Origin of the sequence: Exiguobacterium profundum (assembly GCF_001909285.1) — a bacterium.
Lineage (GTDB): Bacteria > Bacillota > Bacilli > Exiguobacteriales > Exiguobacteriaceae > Exiguobacterium > Exiguobacterium profundum.
Window position 1 is genome coordinate 1369630 of record NZ_MRSV01000001.1, and the last position, 23234, is coordinate 1392863.

Consider the following 23234-nt stretch of genomic DNA (forward strand, 5'->3'; position numbering starts at 1 on the left):
CATGAACATGAGGGAAGCAGTGCCAGAAGATGCGACGCTGATTCGGAACATCGCGCTGGCGACCATTTCACAGGATGATTCCAATCGAACGAGAGCGATGGAACGCGCGTATCGGCAAGAAGAGATTGTACGAGCAATCAGTTCAAGTGAAGAAGCACGAGAACAGTATTTTATCGTTGGCGAATATGAAGAAGATGTCATCGGATTTTGTCATGCCATCGATCGCGGTGACATGTGGGAGATGCTCCGCCTCTATCTGCACCCCGATTATCATCGAAACGGCTACGGCGCAGCCTTTTTGGCCCACCTTCAATAAAAAAAAGAACAGCCGATGGAAGTGTACGTTGAGAATTCGAATGAGCAAGCAATCGCCTTCCTCTTGCATCAATCTTTCAAAGAAGTGAATCGCATCCAGGAAGAGGTGTATGATCGCCCGATGGAACTCATCCATTTACGATATGACCCGAGCTAAGCCTCCAGACGGATTTTATTTAAACATCAGTTGCGGCTGATGTTTTTTTGATACAATGAATGTAGTCTATAAACGAGGTGACGGCTGTATGGCAAATGAAGAAGTACGAAAAGGAGTCATCGTCATCGTGTATCCGTTACAATTCACGTCACGGATCAGCGAGAACTTTATTCGACGGCTCGAAGACGAGTATGAAGTCATCGTCGTCCGCGAACAATCGATTGGATTGACGGCGGGTGACCATAAGCAACTAATCAAGCGAGCATTGCGCGAGGCAGGAGAATATAAATTACCGATTCATGTCGTGGCATTCAGTCTTGGCGCACTCTTAACGAATCGCCTTTTACAGGAGTACGATGTGCCACTCGGGAGTCTCACATATATCTCCCCATTGTTTGATTGGCATGCCACTCGTCAAATCGGTGGGTTGAAACAAGTCGTCGCAAGTGCTGTCGACCGTTTTCGTCCTGACTTGCCACTTGGGATGATGACATTTACTGGCGGCGGAGACGAGTCGTCCCGATTCGGAGAAATCACATATGCGCAATATCGGGAGATCGAAGAAGAAATCGTCGAGCATCAGGAAGAGAAGAAGCATCTGCCACGCCTTCCGCTCGCCTGTTTCTATGCACCAGACGACCAGTTTGCGGACGTGAAGTTGACGTTGAATGTTTGTCGAAAAATCGGTGGGGACCAAGTGTATATCCGGCGATTGGAAGGATTCCCACACTTTGGTTACGAACGATTGAACACGAAATTCGCGGAAACCCTCATGACGTTTTATGAATTGATTCAAGAATGACAGAAGGCGACTCTAATGAGCCGCCTTTTTCTTATGCACGTTTTTCAATCGCCACGATGAATGGGGGATGATTGACTTGGTTGATAAATCCATAACGCAGGACGCCTGCCTGTTTTTGATCGAGGGACTCTACATAATGAAGCACCTCGTCTCGTTCGACTTTCCCACTTTCATGTCCGTGGTAAATCACGATGACGATGACGCCACCGACAGCCATGACGTCTAATAGTTGGGATAATGCGGCAATCGTCGTATTTCCGTGTGTCGTGATCGATTTATCACTTCCCGGTAAATACCCTAAGTTGAAGACGGCCGCGGTGATCGGACGCGCTTCCTTTTCAACGACCGCTTGGACCGTATCGTGACTATCATGAATCACGGTCACACGTTCACTGACATCCGCTTCTTCAACCCGCGCCTTTGTGGCTGCTACAGCTTCTGATTGGATATCAAAAGCATAGACATGTCCTGTCTCGCCTACAGCATTCGCTAAGAACAACGTATCGTGTCCGTTCCCGGCCGTCATATCGATGGCGACCTGACCTTCCTCGAGATGGTCATGTAGTAATTGTTTTGCAAAAGGTAGTACTCTCATTAATCCCATACATCTCATCCTTCTTTTTTCCTTGAAAATAATCCCGGCGCTCCAATTCCGCACGAATCTTGTTTAGCACCTGCATCTTGTGACGGCTCCATAGCGGACCGATCAAGAGGTCGGGAGGACCGTCTCCTGTCAAACGATGGACAATCACCTCGGGAGGAATCCGTTCGAGTTGATCACAGACGAGGGAGACGTATGTGTCTTCCTCCATCAAGTCGAGCAGTCCTTTCTCATATTGACGGGCGAGCGGTGTGTGTTTCAAGACGTGAAGTAAATGGATCTTGATTCCTTGTATGTCCATTTTAGCAACTTCTCGTGCCGTGTCGAGCATCATCTCTGGTGTCTCACCTGGGAGGCCATTGATGATATGAACGCAGACACGAATGTTGTGACGGCGAAGTTTCGCAAGACCGGTCAAAAACGATTGATAGTCGTGCCCGCGATTGATCTTTTTAGCGGTGGTGTCGTGTACGGTCTGAAGACCAAGCTCTACCCAAAGGGAAGTCCGTTCATTCAACTCTGCTAAATAGGCGACGACGTCGTCCGGCAAGCAGTCAGGACGTGTCGCAATCGAGAGACCGACGACCCCATCCTCATTTAGTGCCGGTTCATACAATTCACGTAACCGCTCGACTGGTGCATACGTATTACTAAACGCTTGGAAATAAGCAATATAATTGGCATTTTTCCACTTCCGGTGGAGACGAGCCTTCACTTCTGCAAATTGAACGGGAATCGGATCGCAAGCATTTCCCGCGAAATCACCACTTCCATCGTCCGAACAGAAGGTGCATCCGCCTTTTGAGACACGTCCGTCACGGTTCGGGCACGTGAAGCCACCATCGAGTGGCACTTTAAACACCTTGCCCCCGTACTCTCGGCGATACGCCTCATTGAGTGTATGGTAGCGATTTTGACCGAATGGATTCATGTTCATCTCTCCTTCCTTGCTCATCCTATCACAAACGGAAAATGACAAAACTTCATAATAAGTAATTTTTCTTGACACTTCGTTGGCGTTCGTTTAGGTTTGATAAGGAAATCTTGTCGATTCGGCCTTTTTGTGCCGATTTTTTTAATGTGAAAGAAGAATGAAAGGAGGACTTGGTGTGAACAATAAAATGCCAATTTCGGTATGGATTTTAGTCATTGCGATGGCGCTCAATACAACGGCGGCGTCTTTTTTATGGCCATTTAACACACTGTATATTCATGATTTTTTAGGTGAGTCTATGACGCTTGCTGGGGTGGCGCTTCTTGTGAACTCAGCACTCGCGATTGTAGGGAACTACATCGGAGGGACGCTATTCGATCGAATCGGTGGGAAGACGACGTTGATGATTTCTGTCGGTCTCTTGCTCGCGAGCTCACTTGGATTTTTACTGTTTCATGCCACGTTCTTCGGCTACCTCGTATGGCTCGGATTGATCGGTCTTTCAGGTGGACTCGTCTTTCCGACCGTATATGCGTTTGCGGGTCTCATATGGCCAGAAGGGGGACGCCGTTCGTTCAATGCGATTTACGTCGCGCAAAACGTAGGGGTCGCCCTCGGTACGGCAATGAGTGGTCAAATCGCTCGATTTAACATCGAGTGGATTTTTTATGCGAACTTCTTCTTATCGGTCTTATTTGTCGTGGTGCTCTTGTTTGGACTGCGTTATTTGAAAAACCCGGCACGTCCTGTCGTTCAGTCGCAACTAGAAGCGGCAGCCACGACACTATCGAGTGCGACGATGAAATCGATGTGGTATGTCGCCGTCGGTTATGCGGTGCTTTGGTTCGTGTATGTTCAATGGCAGGGGACGATTGCGGTTCACTCGAAAGATCTCGGCGTCACAATCAGTCAATACTCACTCCTTTGGACAGTGAACGGGGCGATGATTGTCTTCGCACAACCGTTGCTCAACCGCGTCTTACGACAGTTTGAGGACGACTTAAAACGTCAATTGATCATCGGGGCATCCATCTTCCTCGGTGCGTTCTTGATTGTCCCATTCGCTGGTGGATTCGGGATGTTCATGGTCGCGATGGTTGTCATGACCATCGGGGAGATGTTTGTCTGGCCGGCTGTTCCGACGATTGCGGCGAAGCTTGCCCCACCTGGGAAAGCTGGGCAATACCAAGGGCTCGTCAATATCGCAGCATCCGTCGGTCGAATGATTGGACCGACGCTCTCCGGTTTATTATTCGACGCGTTCGGCATGAATGCAGTATTTACATTGATTATTTTGCTGATTATCACAGCTAACATTGTCTTTTTACGCATTCGTTCATTAAATGTTCAAAATTCGTGACTTTGCGCATATTCTCTACAGATTTAAAGCTTCGACCTATTGACTTTCGAGGATAAAATTTAGGTGAAGGATCCTTTCACCACATATGTTGTTGTCGGTCAATTCTCATTGAAGGGGATGGGCATGATGAACGAGGAAGTCAATTTACTCGTGTTGGCAACGCAGTATATGTTTTGGGTTGGTTTTGTAGGAATGGCGGCTGCGACTTTGTATTTTCTCGTTGAGCGGAGCAGTCTGGATCCCGAGTACCGTTCGGTCGCGACGGTGGCGGCACTCGTTACGTTTGTAGCAGCGATTCATTATTACTTTATGAAGGATGCGGTCGGCGATTCTGGATTACTATCGGAAATCACCGGGTTTCCGACGGAGATTCGGTATATCGATTGGCTTGTCACGACACCCTTACTCTTAATCAAGTTTCCGCTACTGCTTAGCCTGCAAGGGAAGATGAAGACCGGTTTATTAACGAAGTTGATTATCGCGGATATCATCATGATTGTTGCCGGTTATCTCGGCGAGTCGTCCATTAACTTGAACAGCGGATTCACGCAACTTGGACTTTGGGGATATATTGTAGGTTGTATTGCGTGGCTTTATATCATTTACTTGCTCTTCACGAACGTCACGAAAGCGGCGGAGACGTCACCTCCACCTATTCGGAAGGCGTTACTCAACATGCGTCTCTTCATTTTGATTGGGTGGGCGATTTACCCAATCGGCTATGCGGTGACATTGTTCGCAACAGGGATTGAAGTTCAGCTCGTGCGCGAATTGATTTACAACGTTGCGGATTTAATCAATAAAGTGGGATTCGGATTAATTGCGTTCTTTGCTGTTAAAACCATCTCAACGCAAAAACAAGTCAAAGCTTGAAAACTTCAAGTTGACGTTGAATTTCAGAATGGGCTAAAATAGACTACGATGAATAGCAAGCGTTGAAGAGGACTAGTAGCGAACGTTCCGTTTCAAAGAGAGTCGATGGATGGTGTGAATCGATAAGCGGATGTTGTGAACTCGCCTTGGAGCTGTTTTCCTGAAACGAGTAGGGAAAACCGGGGTTACGCCTCGTTACCGGCGTCTCAAGTGGCAGCAATGCAACATGGGTGGTACCGCGGAGAGCTTTCAAGCCTTTCGTCCCATTTTCGGGGACGGAAGGCTTTTTATTATGCAGAGGAGGAAGAATGTTGAGCTATTTTAAACATCAAGAAATCGAGCCGAAGTGGCAAAAGCGTTGGGAAGAGAAAGAAGCATTTAAAACGACAGAAGACCCGGAGAAGGATTGTTTCTATGTCCTTGATATGTTCCCGTACCCATCCGGTGCAGGTCTTCACGTCGGTCACCCGGAAGGTTATACGGCGACGGATATCATCGCTCGTATGAAACGGATGCAAGGATATAACGTTCTTCATCCGATTGGCTGGGATGCATTCGGTCTTCCTGCCGAGCAATATGCACTCGACACAGGGAACGACCCGCGTGAATTCACAGCGCGCAACATCGAGACGTTCCGCCGTCAGTTGAAAGAACTCGGATTCTCATACGATTGGGACCGTGAAATTAGCACGACGGACCCGAAATACTATAAATGGACGCAGTGGATCTTCACGCAACTCTTCGAACGTGATCTCGCATACGTCGATGAAGTTGCGGTCAACTGGTGCCCGGCTCTCGGTACGGTCCTTGCGAACGAGGAAGTCATCGATGGCTTGTCAGAGCGTGGGAACCACCCTGTTTACCGTGTCCCGATGAAGCAGTGGGTGCTTCGTATCACAGAATACGCAGAGCGTTTGCTTGAAGACTTGGAAGGTCTCGATTGGCCTGAGAGCGTGAAAGAGATGCAACGCAACTGGATTGGCAAATCCGTCGGTGCCGAGGTCGACTTTAAGGTCGACGGTCATGATAAGATCGTCACGGTATTCACAACACGTCCAGATACACTTCACGGGGCGACATACGTGACACTCGCACCAGAGCATCCGTTCACGAAAGTGGTCACGACACCGGAACAATCGACGGCAGTCGAAGCATACATTGAGGAAGTCTCGAAGAAGACGGACCTCGAGCGTACAGACCTTGCCAAAGAGAAGACAGGTGTCTTCACGGGCGCTTATGCGATCAACCCGGTGAACGGCGAGAAACTTCCGATTTGGACAGCGGACTACGTTCTCTCGACATATGGGACAGGTGCAGTCATGGCTGTTCCTGGACACGATGAGCGCGATTATGAGTTTGCGAAAACGTTCGACCTCCCGATCCGTGAAGTCGTCAAAGGTGGAAATGTGGAAGAGGCGGCTTACGTCGAAGACGGTGAGCACGTCAACTCTGGTAGCTTGAACGGACTTAATAAAGCCGATGCCATCAAGACGATCATTGAAGAGCTCGAAGCTAGTGGCACAGGGCGTGCGAAGACGACATACCGTCTTCGTGACTGGTTGTTCAGCCGTCAACGTTACTGGGGCGAGCCGATTCCGGTCGTCCATATGGAAGACGGTACGATGAAGACGGTACCGGTCGAAGAGCTTCCGCTCGAACTTCCGATCATCGATGAAATCAAACCATCTGGTACAGGTGAGTCGCCACTTGCGAACGCAGAAGAGTGGTTGACGTACACAGATCCGGTCACAGGGGAAAAAGGTCGTCGCGAGACGAACACGATGCCACAATGGGCAGGTAGCTGCTGGTACTATATCCGTTACATCGATCCAGATAACGAAGAGATGATCGCGGATCCTGAGAAACTCAAGCGTTGGCTTCCAGTCGACTTGTATATTGGGGGTACGGAGCATGCCGTTCTTCACTTGCTCTACGCACGTTTCTGGCATAAAGTCCTCTTTGATATCGGTGTCGTCCCGACGAGCGAACCGTTCCAAAAACTCTACAACCAAGGGATGATCCTCGGTGAGAACAACGAGAAGATGTCAAAATCTCGTGGGAACGTTGTCAACCCGGATGATATCGTGAAGTCGCACGGAGCCGATACACTTCGTCTTTACGAAATGTTCATGGGACCACTTGATGCGGCCATCGCATGGTCGACGAATGGTCTTGACGGGGCACGTCGCTTCCTCGACCGCGTCTGGCGTTTATTCGATCAGACGAACTTCGCAGACGTGGCACCGACTGCCGACTTTGAACGCACGTATCATCAGACGGTAAAAAAAGTCACGGAGGATTACGAAGCCCTTCGCTTCAACACGGCGATTTCGCAGTTGATGGTCTTCGTCAATGAAGCGAACAAACAAGAGACGTTGCCGAAATCGCAAATGGTCGACTTCATCAAGATGCTTTCACCGGTCGCGCCGCACTTGTCTGAAGAGTTGTGGGAGAAGATGGGCATGACAGAAGAGTTGACGTATGCGGCTTGGCCGACATACGATGAGTCAAAACTTGTAAGCGACACGATTGAAGTCGTCATCCAGGTGAACGGGAAACTCCGTGCGAAAATGCACGTCTCTCGTGACGCATCAAAAGAAGCACTTGAGGCGGAAGCACTCGGGAACGAGCGTGTCCAAGAGTTCACAGAAGGCAAGACGGTTCGTAAAGTCATTGTCGTTCCTGGAAAACTCGTCAATATTGTAGTTGGCTAACAAAAAGAATGTGTGACATTGTCGCACATTCTTTTCTTTTTAGTGAGGTCATTTTCTTTTATGGACGGTTTTGATACACTAAAGGGCGATACTGAAGTAGAAGGGGACGACATGTCCATGAAACGTTCTTATGTGCTATACACGACATTATGTGCTGTCGTGGTCGGTGTGATCCTTTGTTATGTTTTTGTCTTTTCATTTGAAGAGATTCAACGACAGGTCGCCTCGACATTTGAAAAAATTGATATTCAAACGAGTCATCAAACGGCCTCACTTCCACCCGTGGAAGCTGCGCAGGATGATGAAGATATCGATACGACCGATGCCCTCGAACAAATCAGTCAAATCGATGAAGTGTATTACAGTGACACGATCGGGGCGTATTTGGTCTTAACCGAACAAGCTGAATTTTTTGAAGTGAGCTTAAACGGGACGCGCGTCAACTCTGTGCTCCAACTTGAGAATTCAGGCAAACAGCGCCTCGATGACTTTATCGGGATGCGCATGGTCGAAGAAAATCTTGTGTATGCGGTGACAGCGAACGGTACGCTCATTACAATCGAGCGAGAAGAAGGACGCTGGGTCGAGCGGCCACGTAAACAAATCAAAGGACTCGTGTCGGAAGACCGAATCTTTGGTCTTGGGTATGACCGGGAAACGAAACGGCTGTTCATGATGAACCGATTGGCGGATACCCCGGACCTTGAGCTCCTTTATGTCGAAGAACGGGAGATCGAACCGGAGACTCCGGCCGATGACAAATCATCAGAAACGTCGACTGACGCTGACACGAATACTCAAGAAACAGAAGAATCATCGGAAGATTCAACGATAGAAAACGTCTCGACGAATGACGATGCCTCGAGCGAAACGGCTGCAACTGAAGACTCGCCTGACAATGAGTCGAACGAACAAGAAGCGGAAGAAGAGAAACAAGAGCCCGAGACCGAATGGATGCTTGATTCACGACAAGCATTATCTGCTGACGGGATGAGTGCTTCCATCCAGCAAAAATTCGAACGGTTCGAAGGAGTTGGGCTAGTCGAGAGGCAAGGACGCGTCTACGTGCTCGACTCTGAGGAGCTCGTTCTCTATACGGTCAACCCAGAAGAAGGGACCATCAACGGTCAGATGGTGACGCCTCGTGTGTATGATTCGACCGGTATGTTTTTACAAGACAATGAAATCTTTGCAATCGTCCACCCGGAAGTATTCGATTTAGATGCCTTCGTATCTGTGGACTGATCATGGGGGAATGACAGATGAGCAAGCGTTACTTTTTTGAAGAAGTGTAACAATTCCACGAGACATTTGGACATCCAGGAGCGAAATCGCCGCAACCGTTGACGCTTGATCGTGCGACAAAACGATCGGTGTGGACGGCAGAGGAAGCGGTCGTCGAGTTTTTGCATCAATCATCGCAATCGGAAGAAGAGTTTTTACAAGCCATCGAGCAATTCCAAGTAGGATTCCAAAAGGCGGTTCAAAAATCGTTGCAAGACGCACCTCCGTCGGATGATGTGGAACGCCTCGTCGGACAAGGGGATGCATTGACGGATGCGTTATACTTTGTGATGGGCAGTTTCGTTGAACTCGGGCTCGACCCCGTTCCGTTGTTTGAAATCGTCCAGCGCGCCAATATGGCGAAACTTGGACCGGACGGGAAGCCGATCTTACGCGAGTCAGACAATAAAGTCATGAAACCTGAAGGATGGATGCCGCCCGAGCCGGAGCTCGAAAAAGAAGTGCGTCGTCAAATCGCAGGGAAAGAATAACCATAAACGGCTTGAGCCCTCATTAGAGTGGGTTCGAGTCGTTTTTTGTTGTGATGTTCGTGATGACATGCTGATATTAGATGGGATTGGAAAGGTTATGGGAGTAATTAATGGTATAATTTAACATAAGTAAGCGAATGAGGTATATTGATCATTGATATGGAGGTCATTTAACTGAAAAAGCTATTCGGTATTCTATGTTGTAGTTCAGCACTTCTATTAACAGCATGTAGTGAGAATGAAAAAGAGTTAGAATCAAAAAAATCAGAGCCTGACGTTTCAATCGAAACGATAAAAATTAATGAAGAGAATGAATTGACAATCGTCCCACTCTATACCCAATACCAACAATATTTGAACGCATCCCTTGAAACAACTGATGCGGAGGAAAATAAACAAAACAAAAAAAAATATGTATTGGATTACATAGGGGAAGTCGGAAAGGAAGAAAAAATCGATACATCTATATTAAAAACTGATTTTAATCTAAAGCCGACTCCTCATAAGCAACAATTGATGAAACAGTTAGATAAATTAATCGAGCAGCATGACGAGATTAAAGAGATTATTGCATCGACATATGCAGATTCAAATCAAATTCTCCCCAAAAAGAAGAGCACAGTGTTTATTGCACCGTATAATCCTGAATTCTTCTACGATAGTGAACCGTTGAAAGGTGTAGGCGCAGCAGCATACAAAGACGCATTCATCTTGTTTCTCGATACAGATTTTGACGAAGGTGTGTTAGCCCATTCGACGGCTCATGAATACCATCACCTGATCCTTCGTGATCAAAACGAATATAACCTGAGTTCGATTCTCGAGTCAGTGATTATCGAAGGGAAAGCGGATGCGTTTGCCGACCGCATTGTCAAAGGGATAACGCCACCGTGGTATGTAGACGTTGATGAAGCGACCATGAAACATATTGCGAGTCGAGTGAATGATTATGAAACGTCCTTCACCGATTTTGTAGTCGGTAATCATCAAAAAGAGATGCCACGTTGGAGTAACTATATTCTAGGGAAGGATGTGCTCCATGACTATTTGACGGCGCACCCAGAACTGTCGATTCCCGAATGGACCTTCAAAGAAGATCATGAGATTTTAGAAAAATACAAGTATCGAGATGTGATGGAATTGGAAAATTAAGTTGAAAAGAATGTTAAAAGGCTTGACCCTGAATGAGACAGGATCAAACCTTTTAATTGTTTAGTGATCATGATAGAACGCAGACGATGCGTTTGACCGAACCCTTTACTGCTCTGTCGCCAGTTCGGCTGCATGCGATCCAGCGCAATGTCCTGTCGTGAAAGCGGCCGTGATGTTGTAACCGCCTGTGTATCCATGAATGTCGAGCACTTCACCGGCAAAGAAGAGACCTGGTGCCTTCTTTGACATCATCGTCTGTGGTGCAACTTCTTTAACCGAAACGCCACCACCTGTGACGAACGCCTTATCAAAGTCGAGTGTCCCGACAGCGTGCATTTCGAACATTTTCAAACGTGTTGCGAAATCGATGACGGATTGCTTCTTCAACTGACTCGCGTCTTCTTCTCCAAATGCGAGTTCTTCGAGCAACAAGTCAAGAAGTCGCTCGGGGATATAGCCTTTCCATACGTTTTTAACGGCACGCTTCGGTTGGCTCTGCACTTGGTTCCACAGTTCCTGAACGAGCTCATCTCGTGACGTGTCTGGGAAGAAGTCGAGTGACAAGAGGACGATTTGCTCTTTGCTGCGTTTCCGTTCTTTGATTGTGTACTGACTGCAACGGAGCGCGATTGGACCTGAAATCCCGAAATGGGTAAAAATCATGTCTCCCTGATGCGTCTTGATCGCCTTCCCTTTTTTGCCGTGCATTGTCAAAGCGACGTCCCGTAACGATAATCCTTGAAGTTGTTTCGTTCCGATGAACGCGTCATTCAATGTGATTGGCACCTCTGTCGGGAAGAGTTCGGTGATCGTGTGTCCTGCCTTCTGTGCCCATGGATAGCCGTCTCCGGTCGAACCGGTGTGTGGGACGGACTGTCCGCCGACCGCAACAACGCATGCTTTCGCTTCAATCATTTCGCCGTCCATCAACTCGACAGCGTGAAACTCGTTTTCTTCATTAAAATGTAGCGTTTTGACTTCAGCTTTTTTTCGAATCTCTTCGCCGAGGTCTTCAATCGCCCGAAGCAACGTGTTGACCACGTCCTGTGCTTTATCTGTCACTGGGAACATTCGTCCGTTGTCTTCCTCTTTTAGCGGAATCCCGAATCCAGTGAAAAGGTCGATGATGGATTGGTTGTCGAACTGGGCGAGGGCGCTGTATAAAAAGCGACCGTTCCCGGGGATGAATTGAATCAATTCATCGATTGGTTTTCGGTTCGTGACGTTACAACGTCCTCCACCTGAAATGGCTAATTTTCGACCGAGTTTCGAGCCTTTATCAATCAGCAAGGTCGATGCACCACTTTTTGCCGCAGCATACGTTGCCATGAGTCCGCTCGGCCCTCCACCGATGACGATGACATCTTTCATAGATAATCTCCTCATTTCTTCATCTATATGATTAGTAAAATTATCGTAACTTTATTATCCGTAACAGTAAGAGTATAATGAGAAGCGGTTGTTTTGTAAAACCGAATTCATTGAAATAGTTGATTTATAGATGGAGGTACCTCATGTCATCAAGCGCCAAACAAGATTCTGGAAGAGCCTCCTTCGTCAAAGGAACGCTTCTTTTATCAGCGGGAAACTTGATTTCCCGAATGTTAGGACTATTGTACACGTTCCCGTTCCAAGCGATGGTCGGGATTGCCGGAGTGACATTATATCAAGCGGCATATACGTATTATGCGATCATGATCTCCATTTCGACGGCAGGGATCCCCGTCGCCGTTTCGAAATTTATCGCAAAATATAATGCACTAGGAGAATACGGGACGAGTCAACGACTGTTCCGACAAGGGATGAAGCTGATGCTTGCGACCGGTGTCGTCGCTTTTTTATTACTCTTTTTTGCGGCACCATGGCTATCCGAACTGATGGTCCGAAACTCGGAGAACAATCAGCAATACATTGACTCGCTCACCCTCGTGACACGAAGCGTCAGTTTTGCGTTACTGCTCATCCCGGCGATGAGTATGGTACGCGGTTATTTCCAGGGACATCAAGATATGGCTCCGACGGCAATCTCACAAGTCGTCGAACAGATTGTACGCATCCTGTTCCTTCTCAGTGGAACGATGCTCGTCTTGTTCGTCTTTGCGGATTCAAACTTCATTCAACCGATTGCCAATGCCCTCGGAGGGACGCAATCTGTTGAAACGACTGAATTGAACGGATTGAAAGTCATTGCCGTCACGATTGCGACGTTCAGTGCGTTCATCGGGGCAATCGGTAGTTTCGCCGTGCTCATCATGTATTGGAAACGTCGAAAGGACATTCATCGTCAGACAGAGAATCCGGCGGGCACACCGGTCCGCTCGATGAAATCGTTGTTGCTCGAATTGCTTAGCTATTCGATTCCAATCGTGATGGTCGGGGTATCGACCCCTCTCTATCAATTGATTGACCAATTGACGATGGTCAATACGTTGCTCAGTACGGGTGCGACCGTTTCTGAAGCAACGTCGGCGTATGGCTTTTTGACCGGGAACGCCCATAAAATTGTGTTGATTCCAGTCTCTGTCGCGGCGAGTGTATCGATGGCGACGATCCCGCTTGTGACTCGTTCGTTCACGACGGGGGACATGCAAAAAGTTCGAAATCAAGTAAACCATATTTTCCAAGTCTCGTTCTTCGTAACGATTCCTGCGGTCATTGGTCTCGTAGCACTTGCGGAGCCATTGTTTGGCACCTTGTTCCCGGGTGACCGTGAAGGATGGGTATACTTGTTCCACTACGCACCAAGTGCATTCTTCTTGGCCTATTACTCGGTCGCGGCTGCGATCCTCCAAGGGATCAACCGTCAATACTTCACCATCTTTGCCACATCGATGGGACTGTTGACGAAACTTGCATTGAACGTACCGCTCGTCTATTGGCTCGGCGGAATCGGAGCCGGGTACGCGACCATCGCTGGATACATCGTGGCCATTATTCTCATGGTATGGATGATTCAACGAACGCTCCACTTCCCGTATAAGCAACTGCTTCGTCGCACCATCTTGATGTTCTTGATGGGTGGGGCGATGTTCGCTGCCGTCTTCCTCTCTCTTCTCGTTACAATGAATGATGAGGCGAGTTGGGGGAACGACATTTTTGCGACAATCGTGGGAGTGACAATCGGCGTTCTCGTATATGGATACCTCGGGTGGCGGAGCCATCTCGCAGGGAAATTACTAGGGAAACGCTTTGAATATCGGAGGAACGGATAATGCGAATTGATAAATTGCTATCGAACATGGGATATGGTTCACGAAAAGATGTAAAAATCTTATTGAAACAAGGGGCAGTGCGAGTCGATGAGACACCTGTAAAAGATGCGAAACGGCACGTCGACCCAGCATCAGAGAAAGTCACGGTGTTCGGGGAAGTGGTTGAGTATCGTCCCTACATCTATTTCATGATGAACAAGCCGGAAGGGGTCATCAGTGCGACTGAAGATCAAGTCGAGACGACAGTCATCGAGTTGATTGATCCAGAGTATGCCCATTATGACCTCTTCCCGGTCGGTCGTCTCGATAAGGATACGACGGGACTGCTCCTCATCACGAACGATGGCGCGTTCAATCATGCGCTCATGTCACCTCGCAAGCACGTCGACAAAGTATATATCGCCGAGGTCGACGGGGAGATGACAGTAGAGGATATCAAGACGTTCGCGAATGGGGTCGAGTTAGAGGACGGATATACGACGAAGCCGGCCCGTCTTGAAATACTGAGCAAGAGCGGACGTCGGTCGGTCATTCGCCTCACGTTGTCTGAGGGGAAATATCACCAAGTGAAACGAATGGTCGCGGCGGTCGGCAAACATGTCGAACGATTGGAGCGTGTTCAAATCGGAAAGTTAGAACTCGATGAGACGCTTGAGCTCGGGGCATATCGTGAGTTGACGGAAGAAGAAGTTCGACTGTTTCTTCAATCATAAGAAGATGAGAGAATCTGTCTGATGGGACGGATTCTCTTTTTGTATAAAAAGCTCTGTTTTTCGATTATATCTTTTTGAAAATGGCATCAAAATCATCACGCCAAGAGTCAACCAACCAGTCGTTATATCTGTGATACAAAGGAACAAGTGGTTCAACTTCATTTGAACTTATGATACAACCTCGATCATCGTACATATGAAACACGATGTTCTTTTCGGTGCTAATAAAGTAAACAGCTTGTCCAATTGAAGGTTCTCTTCCTTGCTCGTAATTTCCTATACCTCTAAGGATTTTCTCGTAAGAGATTGACTTGATCTGCGAGGATACAAATTTTGCTTTATATTCATGTTTGATTTCTATAAATTCCCCTGTTATTTCGTCAATATCTTCATTTAATTCAAATAACGTTTCTTCTTCAATCTGTTGTTTCATGAATAAACTATACAAATATTCGGGAGTGGTATTCCCGAACATGATGTCCTCTGTTTCGTTCCAATCCTTGATAAAGATATGGATGTAATCATCAGATTGAAACACTTCCTCGAACAATGTAGTCACTCTGTTTACAACTTGCTCTATTCTCTCATCCGTTCCGTTTTTATACGGTTCGCCAAGTTCGAATCTTAGATGGACTTCTCCAGATAGGTTTGGGAAATTGTCCTCTATGTACTTCATTATTTCTTCTTTCACATCATCACCTCATCTTAAGCAATTGATACAATCTAAAACCACAAAACCTTCATTCATAAAAAAGAGACCTGAACGCCAGGTCTCTTGAATATACATATACAATTCAGTTTGCCGTCTTGAGTGAACGTTTTGATGAAGTCCACGTGCCACGGCTAGGGCTCTCCACAAGGTTATTGTACTCAAGTACGTTCAAATCACGTTGCACGGTACGTGACGTGATGCCGAACTCTTCTACTAGTTCTGAAGTGGTAACGGATTCCCTTTCATTGATGAACAAATAAATGGACTTGATGCGCGTTAACATCCGATCTGTTGAGCCTTTCATTGGATAACCTCCCAATGTGTAGAATAATGATAAACCATACCTACAGACGACAAAATGAAATATAAAATTGTTATTTTCTAAAATTACACCTTTAGTATACCGCTCTTGAGCAAAAATGCAAGTGGAAAGCACGAACAATCTGTTTGTAAAGATTTGATTATGAACGTAAATATCGAATGAAGATTATATTTTTACATTGAAAAGAAGCTGAAACACAAAAAAAAAAAACTTTTCTAAATGAATGTTCGTCTTTCATACATTTAGATATACTAGTAAGGGAGAGAACATTCGCAAAAGGGGAGATGAACATGAATTGGAGACAGGAAGTCGACAATCGCAAAGACGCATTTTTAGAAGATTTGAAAGGGTTACTTCAAATCCCTAGCGTACTCGATGAATCGAAAGCTGCGCCGAACATGCCGTTTGGTCCGGAGGTTCGTCAAGCGCTTGACTACATGTTTGAAATCGGTGAGCGAGATGGATTTAAAACAAAAGATGTCGGAGGTTACGCGGGACATTTGGAATATGGAGACGGGGAGGAAATCGTCGGCATCCTATGTCACCTTGACGTCGTCCCAGCAGGGGATGGATGGACGTATGGCGCGTTCAACCCGACCATCACGACTGATGGGAAAATTGTGGCACGCGGAAGTAACGATGATAAAGGGCCATCTATGGCTGCATACTACGGGCTACGAATTGTCAAAGAGCTCGGGCTACCACTTTCAAAGCGGGTCCGTTTGATTGCAGGTTGTGATGAAGAGAGCGAATGGCGCTGTGTCCGCGAGTATTTCAAACAAGAACAAATGCCGACGTATGGATTTGCGCCAGATGCGGATTTCCCGATCATCAATGCTGAAAAAGGGTTGTATGATGGTGTGTTGACTCAATTACCGATTCAACGTGTACCAGGTTCTGCCTACCATCTCGTGTCATTCACGAGTGGGGAGCGTCCGAATATGGTGCCGGACTTCGCGAAAGCCGAATTGAAGACGGATGAGGTACTCGAGGAGAAGTTCGAGGCCTATCTCGAAAAATATGAAGCGGACGGAACGTGTGAATACGACCGTGGCACATATACGTTTACGATGAAAGGAAAAGCGGCGCACGCGATGGAACCGGATAACGGGATCAACGCGGCCTACGTCCTCGCTGGATTCTTGTTACATCTTCCACTTGATATTCAAGGCGAGCGCTATGTTGAATTCGTTCGTCACGTATTCGCCGATTCTCGTGGGATTTCGCTTGGGATTGAAGCGAGCGATGAGACGGGCGACTTGACGATTAATGGCGGCGTCTTCCGATACAATGAAGAAGAGCGTACGGCGACGGTCAACATTCGCTATCCGTATACGGCCAAATTCGAAGAACGGTTACAAAACCTACGTGAAATCGCTTTGTCATTTGGGTTCGAGTTGAAGACCCGTCAACATATGCCGCCTCATCATGTGGCAGAAGATCACCCACTCGTGAAGACACTAGCAGGCGTGTACGAGCGTCAAACGGGAGAACATGCAAACTTGATGGCCATCGGAGGCGGAACGTATGCACGTTCGCTCGAGGCAGGTGTCGCATTTGGTGCATTGTTCCCAGGTGCTAAAGATGTGGCGCATCAGGTCGATGAATATATGGAGATAGAAGATTTATTACGTGCCGCGGCAATCTATGCTGAGGCCATTTACGAGCTCGCTAAATAAGAAACAAGGAGAGCTGGCTGGTATAGTCGGCTCTCTGTCCTTTAGGAAGGAAGTTATCATTGGATTAACAAAAAAGATTGTTTCAGTCTGTATACGTCGCGATATTCTTCGCGCAAGGGGCATTGATCCCTTATATGACCTTATACTTTTCACAAACTAAGTTTGGGTTGACACCTAGCCAAGTCGGGATTGTGGTGGCCATCTTACCGATTCTATCCATCGGCGTGCAACCATTGTGGGGGATGTTGACCGACCGGACGGGGAGAGTCCGTGCCTGGTTGATTTTGGCGATGCTAAGCGCCGCACTCATTTCTCTCACGTTTTTAGTGGCGACCTCTTACATTTGGATTGTCATACTTATGGTGATTTGGTCCGTTTTCCAATGTGCTCACATCCCGCTTGTGGACATGATGACACTCGACTATACGACGCGGTCGAAAGTTGATTACGGTGCAATTCGACTCTTTGGATCAGCGGGATTTGCCATTGCCGTCTTTGCAATGGGACGAATCTCTGATAGCACGTGGGGACTAGCTAGTACATTCGTGTTGAGCGCTGTTTTACTAATACTTGGCAGCGTATTTGTTCGAATGATTCCTGAGAAAAGTTCGATTCGTGATGTGACGTTGGCGCCGCTCTCATGGACGGCTGTTTGGAACAAACGCTTTGTGTTCTTCTTATGTGGTGGGATGCTCGTCTTCGGACCGATTTACGCGAATAACTATTATTTCGGCCTTTACGTGACAAACAGCGGTGGCTCGACGACGTTGGTCGGAACGCTATTCCTCGTGGCAGTGTTATTTGAAATCCCGTTTATGAAAGTGGCGTCCCAATTGGTTGAACGCTATGGAAACGTCAGCGTTCTTGTCGGGGCCGCTATCATCTCGGCAGTTCGGAACGGGGTACTTGCGTTAGAACCACCGATTTGGGTCGTGTGGCTCCTCGCGATTGCACAAGGTCTCGTCGTCGGACTTTTGATTCCCGTCGCACTTCAATTCGTTCGGACGCTCGTCGATCGGCAAGTTTCCTCGACGGCCATCGGGGTATATATGGCATTGACGTCCGGGCTCGCGACAGCTGGATTTAATATGCTGAGTGGTAAAATCATTGAACTTGACGATATTTTAGGCGTGTTTTGGATGTATACCATCGTCACGGCACTAGGAGCGTTGATTTGGATCGGAATGTCACGTCGCAACCTGAAAGGATGAATGAGATGAGTACGCATTACTTTATTGCGATTCCCATTGAAGCGACTGAATTGGTTGACGTACAGCAAACCATCTTACCTTATTATTCGTATCGAAGAATCTATCGACCGGAAGAGTTCCATATGACAGTGCAATTTTTAGGAAGCGTGGATGGGGATGAATTAGACGAAGTAAAAGAAATCACGCGTAGAATTTGTGAGAAAACATTACTATTCACGTTGGAGTTTCGAGCCATCGACCATTTTGGGCGACCAGATCGGCCCCGCGTTTTGACCATCGTTCCGGATGACTCCGAACCCCTTCAACGGTTGGCGCATACCCTCCGCCATGAACTAGTTGATGTGATTCCAAGATTGGACCGGAAGTCGTTTGTCCCTCACGTGACGCTCGCTAAAAAATGGGGCGAAGGGGAGCGTGTCCCATACGTCCCCCCTGAATTTCACGCGACGGAATCAGTAGAAGAATTAATTTTATATGAAGTACAGCCGACTCATACACCTGCTTACCGAGCAGTAGACGTATTTCCGCTAAGACGGCCAGAGGAGGATATATGGCAATCCCGGTTAAAATTTTTGACGTAATCTCAAAATATGAACGTGATTTATTAGATCAATATAATCGTTATTTGGAATATGTGGAATCCGATACGGCACGTCTACAGCGCCTTCATGAAAACAATCGCTTAAACCCGGTCGAAGTGCTCGAAATTGACCGACCGTGGTGGAAGTTTTGGGCGAAGACGGAACGAATCGAATTGGAGCCGAAGCCGCTCTCTGAATCACAATATCAAAAGTTGTTACGAGAGCGCCGGCATATCCAAAAGCTTCAATTCGCTTGTGAAGGGGTGCTTGAGACAGATTTACCGCATCTGGCGTTTATTCGTGACTTCGCTTATCGTGTGATGCGCACCGATTGGAACGAACGACACTTTTTCTTGTATCGACCGGTCATCGAATGGAATGGTGCGATGGTTGAATTGAGTCATGTCATCGTCGGACCGACGCACCTTTATATCGTAGAATGGCTTGAAGGCGATCGAAGCATCTATCACATATCGAAAGAGAAGACATGGGTTCATCAACCGCTGAAAGGGGAAAATACCCGTGTAGTGAACCCGCTGATTGCATTGACACGGACAGAGGAACTGATTCGTCAAGTTCTACCGCATTATGCGGGCGTGCTACAAAAAGTCGTCATTGCGACAAATGGATATTTTGATAACGTTCCAAGTGTTCGATCGACCCAATATATCGGTCGTAATGAATATACGGAATGGATGAAACAAGTGAACGGTCGTGCACCGATTGTAAAAGCACAGCAGATTCGTGACGTTGCTACCATATTAGAAGTGACTGCCAAGTTGCCGTTTCGTCAATTCATGGATCAGTGATTGAGAGGAAGGGACGCATATGCATCACACACCAGATCAAAAGACCGCCTCACATGTGACCATCGAGAGCGCGTCTTTCGTATCATTTGAGACCATACAACTTGAGATTGTGCGCGAATATGAATCCGTTCCAGTACAAATCGAACAGAATGGACGCCCAGTCGACTATCTCGTCGAGCAACAGTTTGTGACGGAATCCGGGAAGATCGAACAAATCCTACGTTTAAACGAACCAATCTCTTTAGAAACGTTGTACACCGTCTGCCATCCGGGTCATAAGACGACGGTTGTCGTACCACGAGAAATCGTCCGATCAGAGGAATTCGAACGTCGTTTCTCATATGATGGCCCACTCGGCGTATCGTTTACGCCGCACGGAATGGAAGTGACTGTATGGTCTCCGGTTGCTTTATCCATGTGGATTACAGTGCATGATGATACGAATCACAGAGAAATTGAGCGATTTCACATGAACCGCGGCGCACGCGGGGAATGGAGTGGTGAAATACCACAAGCGTTCCAAGGTATGTTTTATCGCTTAGAAGTGAAAACACCGGTCGATACGAGGCAAGTCGTCGATCCTTATGCGCGAGCCGTCAGTTTGAACGGTGAGTATGGCGTACTACAAGATGTCTCACGATTTGTCAATAAACAGGTCGAACGAGCCGCGCGCCCGCCTTTATGGAAGGCAACGGATGCCGTCATCTATGAACTGCACATCCGGGATTTTACAAGCCATCCCTCATCGATGAGTCAATTGAAAGGACTATACGGTGGGGTATCTGAAAAAGGAGTTCGGACGAAGGAAGGCAATAGTGCCGGACTCGACTATTTAAAAGAACTTGGCGTGACTCATGTCCAGTTGCTTCCTGTCCATGATTTTGGAAGTGTCGATGAGACAACGCGTATGCCGTACAACTGGGGCTATGATCCGATTCATTGGTTCGGACTTGAAGGAAGTTATGCCTCAAGACCGGATGTGCCGATGAGTCGTGTGTTCGAATATGCGACACTCGTCTCTGACTTGCATCAAGCTGGTCTTCGAGTCGTTACAGACGTCGTGATGAATCATATTTATATTCGAGAACAATCCCCACTTGAAGCGCTCGTACCATACTATTATTTTCGATACGAGCACGACGGGACGATAGCGAACGGAACCGGTGTCGGGAATGACACGGCGTCAGAACGCTATATGATGCGACGTATGATTGTCGACTTCGTGACGTATTTCGCAACAACCTATCAAGTGGATGGGTTCCGCTTCGATTTAATGGGGATTCATGATGTCGAAACGATGAATCAAGTACGGGCCGCGCTCGATAAGGTTGATCCCTCAATTCTCGTCTATGGAGAAGGGTGGGACTTGGCGACACCGCTTGGACAGTCATTGAAGGCGACGTCACAAAATGCTGCACGCATGCCTCGCATCGGACATTTCAACGATATGATTCGAGATGCGTTGAAGGGGTCGACGTTTAATGACAGGGAACGTGGATTCATCTCCGGGAATGAGTGGCGAGAGTGGGAACTTCGAGAATGTCTTACTGGAGCCGTCCACATTCCGAACGTAACGGTCGGTCGTTTCCCGAGTCCGACTTATTCCATCAATTATGCCGAAGCTCACGACAACTATACGATCTATGACAAGTTAATGTTGTCTTGTGAAGGAGTCGATGAAACGACTCGTCTTGCCATGCAACGTCTTGCTAATGCGGTCGTCATCACATCCCAAGGCATCCCGTTCATCCATGCCGGTCAAGAGTTTGGGCGGACGAAACAGGGTGTCGAAAATAGCTATAATTCACCCGATCACATCAATCATTTTGATTGGGATCTTCGTGACACACGAATCAAAGACATCGAGTATGTGAAGACGCTCTTGAAGTTACGGCGACTCCATACATGTTTCCGGTATGATTCCAGACAAGAAGTCATTGACCATTTCACGTTTCTCCCATCGCCTCCTGGCGTCATTATCTATGAATTGACGGCCAGTCATTCTTATGATGCGTGGCAACGGGTACGCGTCTATGTGAACGGTACGTTCGACTCGCTTTCATTCGAGAGCGATGCGAAATGGAACGTATACGTTCAAGGAGAAACGGCGAGTCTCGTTCCGCTCGCACGAAACCCAACACACATTCAAGTCGAGTCGTTGTCAATGACGATTCTCGCGTGTTAAGATGTTGATTGTATCTCTTTAATTCAAGTAAGATTTGAGCGTGATGAATATGTATTCAGATATAGTCGGTGCGCTCGGGAAAGAGTGGACAGTCGCTTCAGCCGGAGGCATTACGGGCGAAGCGTATGTAGCGACGACGCGCCAACAGAAGATTTTTGTCAAACGAAATTCTTCTCCGTTTTTGGCGATCTTTTCAGCGGAAGGAATCGTACCAAAGCTTCTTTGGACAAAGCGAATGTTTAATGGGGACGTGTTAAGCGCCCAACAATTTATCGAAGGCCGCGAACTTTCACCAGAAGATATGAAACGACCTGATGTCGCGGCGCAACTCGGAAAGATTCATAACTCGAAAGAGCTATTATTCATGTTGCAACAGCTGAACCACACACCGGTGACGCCGCACTTGTTGCTCCGTCAGTGTGAGGCATATGAACAAGATGAAACAGACCCAATCATCGGAGAAGCCATTCAATGGCTAAAACACCATTTGCCAAAAGTCGACGAGCAAGAATTCGTCGTCTGTCATTCTGATTTAAACCATAATAATTGGATTGAGGATGAGAGCGGCCTACTCTACTTGACGGATTGGGATGATGCGATCATTGCAGACCGCGCGTTCGATTTGGCGATGGTTGTATATAGCTATATGGATGAAGTGGAGTGGGAGCGCTGGTTCTCTCATTACGGGGTACGTGTCTCGAGTGAGCTCCATAATCGAATGCATTGGTATGCAATCGCCCAGACGATTTTGACAATCTATGGGGAAGAGAATGACTCTGCGCGAACTGAAGGATTTCATGTATTACGTGAGCTGATGGACGAGGCGTACGAACGAATCAATTAAAAGGGATGGCTGTTCGCCACCCCTTTTTGAATGTGTTATATGTCATCTGGATTCATAAAGTAAGCCCAAACGAACGTTGCGATGACACCAGCAAAAAACGTCAGTGGAGCTGCATAAAAAATAAGGAACTGATCTAAAGTACTCATTGTATTTAACCTCCTTGTGAAGGATGATTCACGTTCATTAAACTATGATTTCGTGTATAATCGCAAGAGGACTGCTCGTCCGTAACGTGCATATTCCCATTAAACTTGAACATTTGATGAACGAAAGGTAGGATTTT

22 protein-coding genes, 1 pseudogene and 1 other annotated feature are annotated in these 23234 nt (G+C 47.3%); of the genes and pseudogenes, 17 read left to right on the plus strand and 6 right to left on the minus strand.

The genetic code is table 11. The features are described from left to right. The first annotated feature begins 1 nt into the window (after position 1). From BBB58_RS07115 to BBB58_RS07120, 3 genes are all read left to right on the plus strand, one after another. Positions 2 to 316: a GNAT family N-acetyltransferase gene (locus BBB58_RS07115; protein WP_244150699.1), complete on the plus strand. Its 315-nt coding sequence runs from the start codon at positions 2 to 4 to the stop codon at positions 314 to 316. Between the two features lie 15 nt (positions 317 to 331). Further along, positions 332 to 472: a hypothetical protein gene (locus BBB58_RS15380; protein WP_244150700.1), complete on the plus strand. Its 141-nt coding sequence runs from the start codon at positions 332 to 334 to the stop codon at positions 470 to 472. Positions 473 to 560: 88 nt separating this feature from the next. Continuing rightward, positions 561 to 1274 (plus strand): alpha/beta fold hydrolase, encoded by a 714-nt coding sequence (locus tag BBB58_RS07120; RefSeq protein ID WP_074036433.1) that lies wholly within the window; start codon positions 561 to 563, stop codon positions 1272 to 1274. Positions 1275 to 1305: 31 nt separating this feature from the next. Here BBB58_RS07120 and mnmM read toward each other — a convergent pair whose 3' ends face one another. Together mnmM and mnmL are read right to left on the minus strand one after the other, a co-directional pair. Continuing rightward, entirely contained in the window at positions 1306 to 1878 is a 573-nt protein-coding gene (gene mnmM / locus BBB58_RS07125) for a tRNA 5-(aminomethyl)-2-thiouridylate-methyltransferase MnmM (protein ID WP_074036434.1), read from the minus strand. Beyond that, positions 1832 to 2806, minus strand: a complete 975-nt coding sequence (gene mnmL, locus BBB58_RS07130; RefSeq protein WP_084543057.1) for a tRNA modification radical SAM protein MnmL/YtqA — start codon at positions 2804 to 2806, stop codon at positions 1832 to 1834. The genes mnmM and mnmL overlap by 47 nt, the downstream gene beginning before the upstream one ends. Before the next feature lie 178 nt (positions 2807 to 2984). On the opposite strand from mnmL, the gene BBB58_RS07135 reads away from it, so the two are divergent. The 6 genes and pseudogenes from BBB58_RS07135 (at position 2985) to BBB58_RS07160 (ending at position 10683) form a co-directional block, all read left to right on the plus strand. Beyond that, positions 2985 to 4169 carry an MDR family MFS transporter gene (locus BBB58_RS07135; protein WP_244150701.1) on the plus strand — a complete coding sequence of 395 codons (1185 nt, stop codon included), beginning with the start codon at positions 2985 to 2987 and terminating at the stop codon, positions 4167 to 4169. 126 nt (positions 4170 to 4295) lie between these two features. Further along, the gene (locus tag BBB58_RS07140) at positions 4296 to 5042 is read left to right on the plus strand and encodes a bacteriorhodopsin-like (RefSeq protein WP_074036440.1); all 747 of its coding nucleotides are present in this window, start codon (positions 4296 to 4298) and stop codon (positions 5040 to 5042) included. Between the two features lie 53 nt (positions 5043 to 5095). Then, positions 5096 to 5311: a binding site (T-box leader), on the plus strand. Positions 5312 to 5350: 39 nt separating this feature from the next. Next, positions 5351 to 7756, plus strand: a complete 2406-nt coding sequence (leuS, locus tag BBB58_RS07145) for a leucine--tRNA ligase (RefSeq protein WP_074036442.1) — start codon at positions 5351 to 5353, stop codon at positions 7754 to 7756. Positions 7757 to 7873: 117 nt separating this feature from the next. Beyond that, entirely contained in the window at positions 7874 to 9001 is a 1128-nt protein-coding gene (locus BBB58_RS07150; protein ID WP_244150702.1) for a hypothetical protein, read from the plus strand. 62 nt (positions 9002 to 9063) lie between these two features. Beyond that, positions 9064 to 9531 (plus strand): annotated as a pseudogene (locus tag BBB58_RS07155) (pyrophosphohydrolase domain-containing protein); the annotation flags it as partial. Between the two features lie 315 nt (positions 9532 to 9846). Then, positions 9847 to 10683, plus strand: coding sequence for a DUF2268 domain-containing putative Zn-dependent protease (locus BBB58_RS07160; RefSeq protein ID WP_244150704.1), 837 nt, complete (start codon positions 9847 to 9849; stop codon positions 10681 to 10683). A gap of 105 nt (positions 10684 to 10788) precedes the next feature. Here BBB58_RS07160 and BBB58_RS07165 read toward each other — a convergent pair whose 3' ends face one another. Further along, a complete protein-coding gene (locus BBB58_RS07165; RefSeq protein ID WP_074036448.1) occupies positions 10789 to 12054 on the minus strand; it encodes a BaiN/RdsA family NAD(P)/FAD-dependent oxidoreductase in 1266 nt (421 codons plus the stop codon). A 143-nt stretch (positions 12055 to 12197) separates the two neighbouring features. Here BBB58_RS07165 and BBB58_RS07170 point away from each other — a divergent pair, with 143 nt between their 5' ends. Both BBB58_RS07170 and BBB58_RS07175 read left to right on the plus strand, forming a co-directional pair. Then, positions 12198 to 13895 (plus strand): putative polysaccharide biosynthesis protein, encoded by a 1698-nt coding sequence (locus BBB58_RS07170; RefSeq protein WP_074036450.1) that lies wholly within the window; start codon positions 12198 to 12200, stop codon positions 13893 to 13895. Next, positions 13895 to 14608: a pseudouridine synthase gene (locus BBB58_RS07175; protein WP_084543058.1), complete on the plus strand. Its 714-nt coding sequence runs from the start codon at positions 13895 to 13897 to the stop codon at positions 14606 to 14608. Before BBB58_RS07170 ends, BBB58_RS07175 begins: the two co-directional genes overlap by 1 nt. Positions 14609 to 14672: 64 nt before the next feature. Here the strand turns inward: BBB58_RS07175 and BBB58_RS07180 are convergent, their stop codons facing one another. After that, positions 14673 to 15299 (minus strand): DUF3885 domain-containing protein, encoded by a 627-nt coding sequence (locus BBB58_RS07180; protein WP_074036453.1) that lies wholly within the window; start codon positions 15297 to 15299, stop codon positions 14673 to 14675. A 103-nt stretch (positions 15300 to 15402) separates the two neighbouring features. Next, positions 15403 to 15624, minus strand: coding sequence for a DeoR family transcriptional regulator (locus BBB58_RS07185; RefSeq protein ID WP_012726776.1), 222 nt, complete (start codon positions 15622 to 15624; stop codon positions 15403 to 15405). Between the two features lie 308 nt (positions 15625 to 15932). Between BBB58_RS07185 and pepV the strand changes: the two genes are divergently transcribed. The 6 genes from pepV (at position 15933) to BBB58_RS07215 (ending at position 22951) form a co-directional block, all read left to right on the plus strand. Further along, complete coding sequence (gene pepV, locus BBB58_RS07190) at positions 15933 to 17321, plus strand: dipeptidase PepV (protein WP_208606705.1); 1389 nt, start codon at positions 15933 to 15935, stop codon at positions 17319 to 17321. A gap of 77 nt (positions 17322 to 17398) precedes the next feature. Next, positions 17399 to 18532, plus strand: a complete 1134-nt coding sequence (locus BBB58_RS07195) for an MFS transporter (protein WP_074036456.1) — start codon at positions 17399 to 17401, stop codon at positions 18530 to 18532. A gap of 5 nt (positions 18533 to 18537) precedes the next feature. Next, positions 18538 to 19113 carry an RNA 2',3'-cyclic phosphodiesterase gene (gene thpR, locus BBB58_RS07200; RefSeq protein WP_074036457.1) on the plus strand — a complete coding sequence of 192 codons (576 nt, stop codon included), beginning with the start codon at positions 18538 to 18540 and terminating at the stop codon, positions 19111 to 19113. After that, positions 19083 to 19922 (plus strand): NERD domain-containing protein, encoded by an 840-nt coding sequence (locus BBB58_RS07205; protein ID WP_074036458.1) that lies wholly within the window; start codon positions 19083 to 19085, stop codon positions 19920 to 19922. The genes thpR and BBB58_RS07205 overlap by 31 nt, the downstream gene beginning before the upstream one ends. Positions 19923 to 19941: 19 nt before the next feature. Then, positions 19942 to 22107 carry a type I pullulanase gene (gene pulA, locus BBB58_RS07210; RefSeq protein ID WP_074036459.1) on the plus strand — a complete coding sequence of 722 codons (2166 nt, stop codon included), beginning with the start codon at positions 19942 to 19944 and terminating at the stop codon, positions 22105 to 22107. Between the two features lie 43 nt (positions 22108 to 22150). Next, entirely contained in the window at positions 22151 to 22951 is an 801-nt protein-coding gene (locus BBB58_RS07215; protein ID WP_338082746.1) for a phosphotransferase family protein, read from the plus strand. 35 nt (positions 22952 to 22986) lie between these two features. Here the strand turns inward: BBB58_RS07215 and BBB58_RS15660 are convergent, their stop codons facing one another. Then, complete coding sequence (locus BBB58_RS15660; RefSeq protein ID WP_012726769.1) at positions 22987 to 23097, minus strand: hypothetical protein; 111 nt, start codon at positions 23095 to 23097, stop codon at positions 22987 to 22989. Between the last annotated feature and the right edge of the window lie 137 nt (positions 23098 to 23234).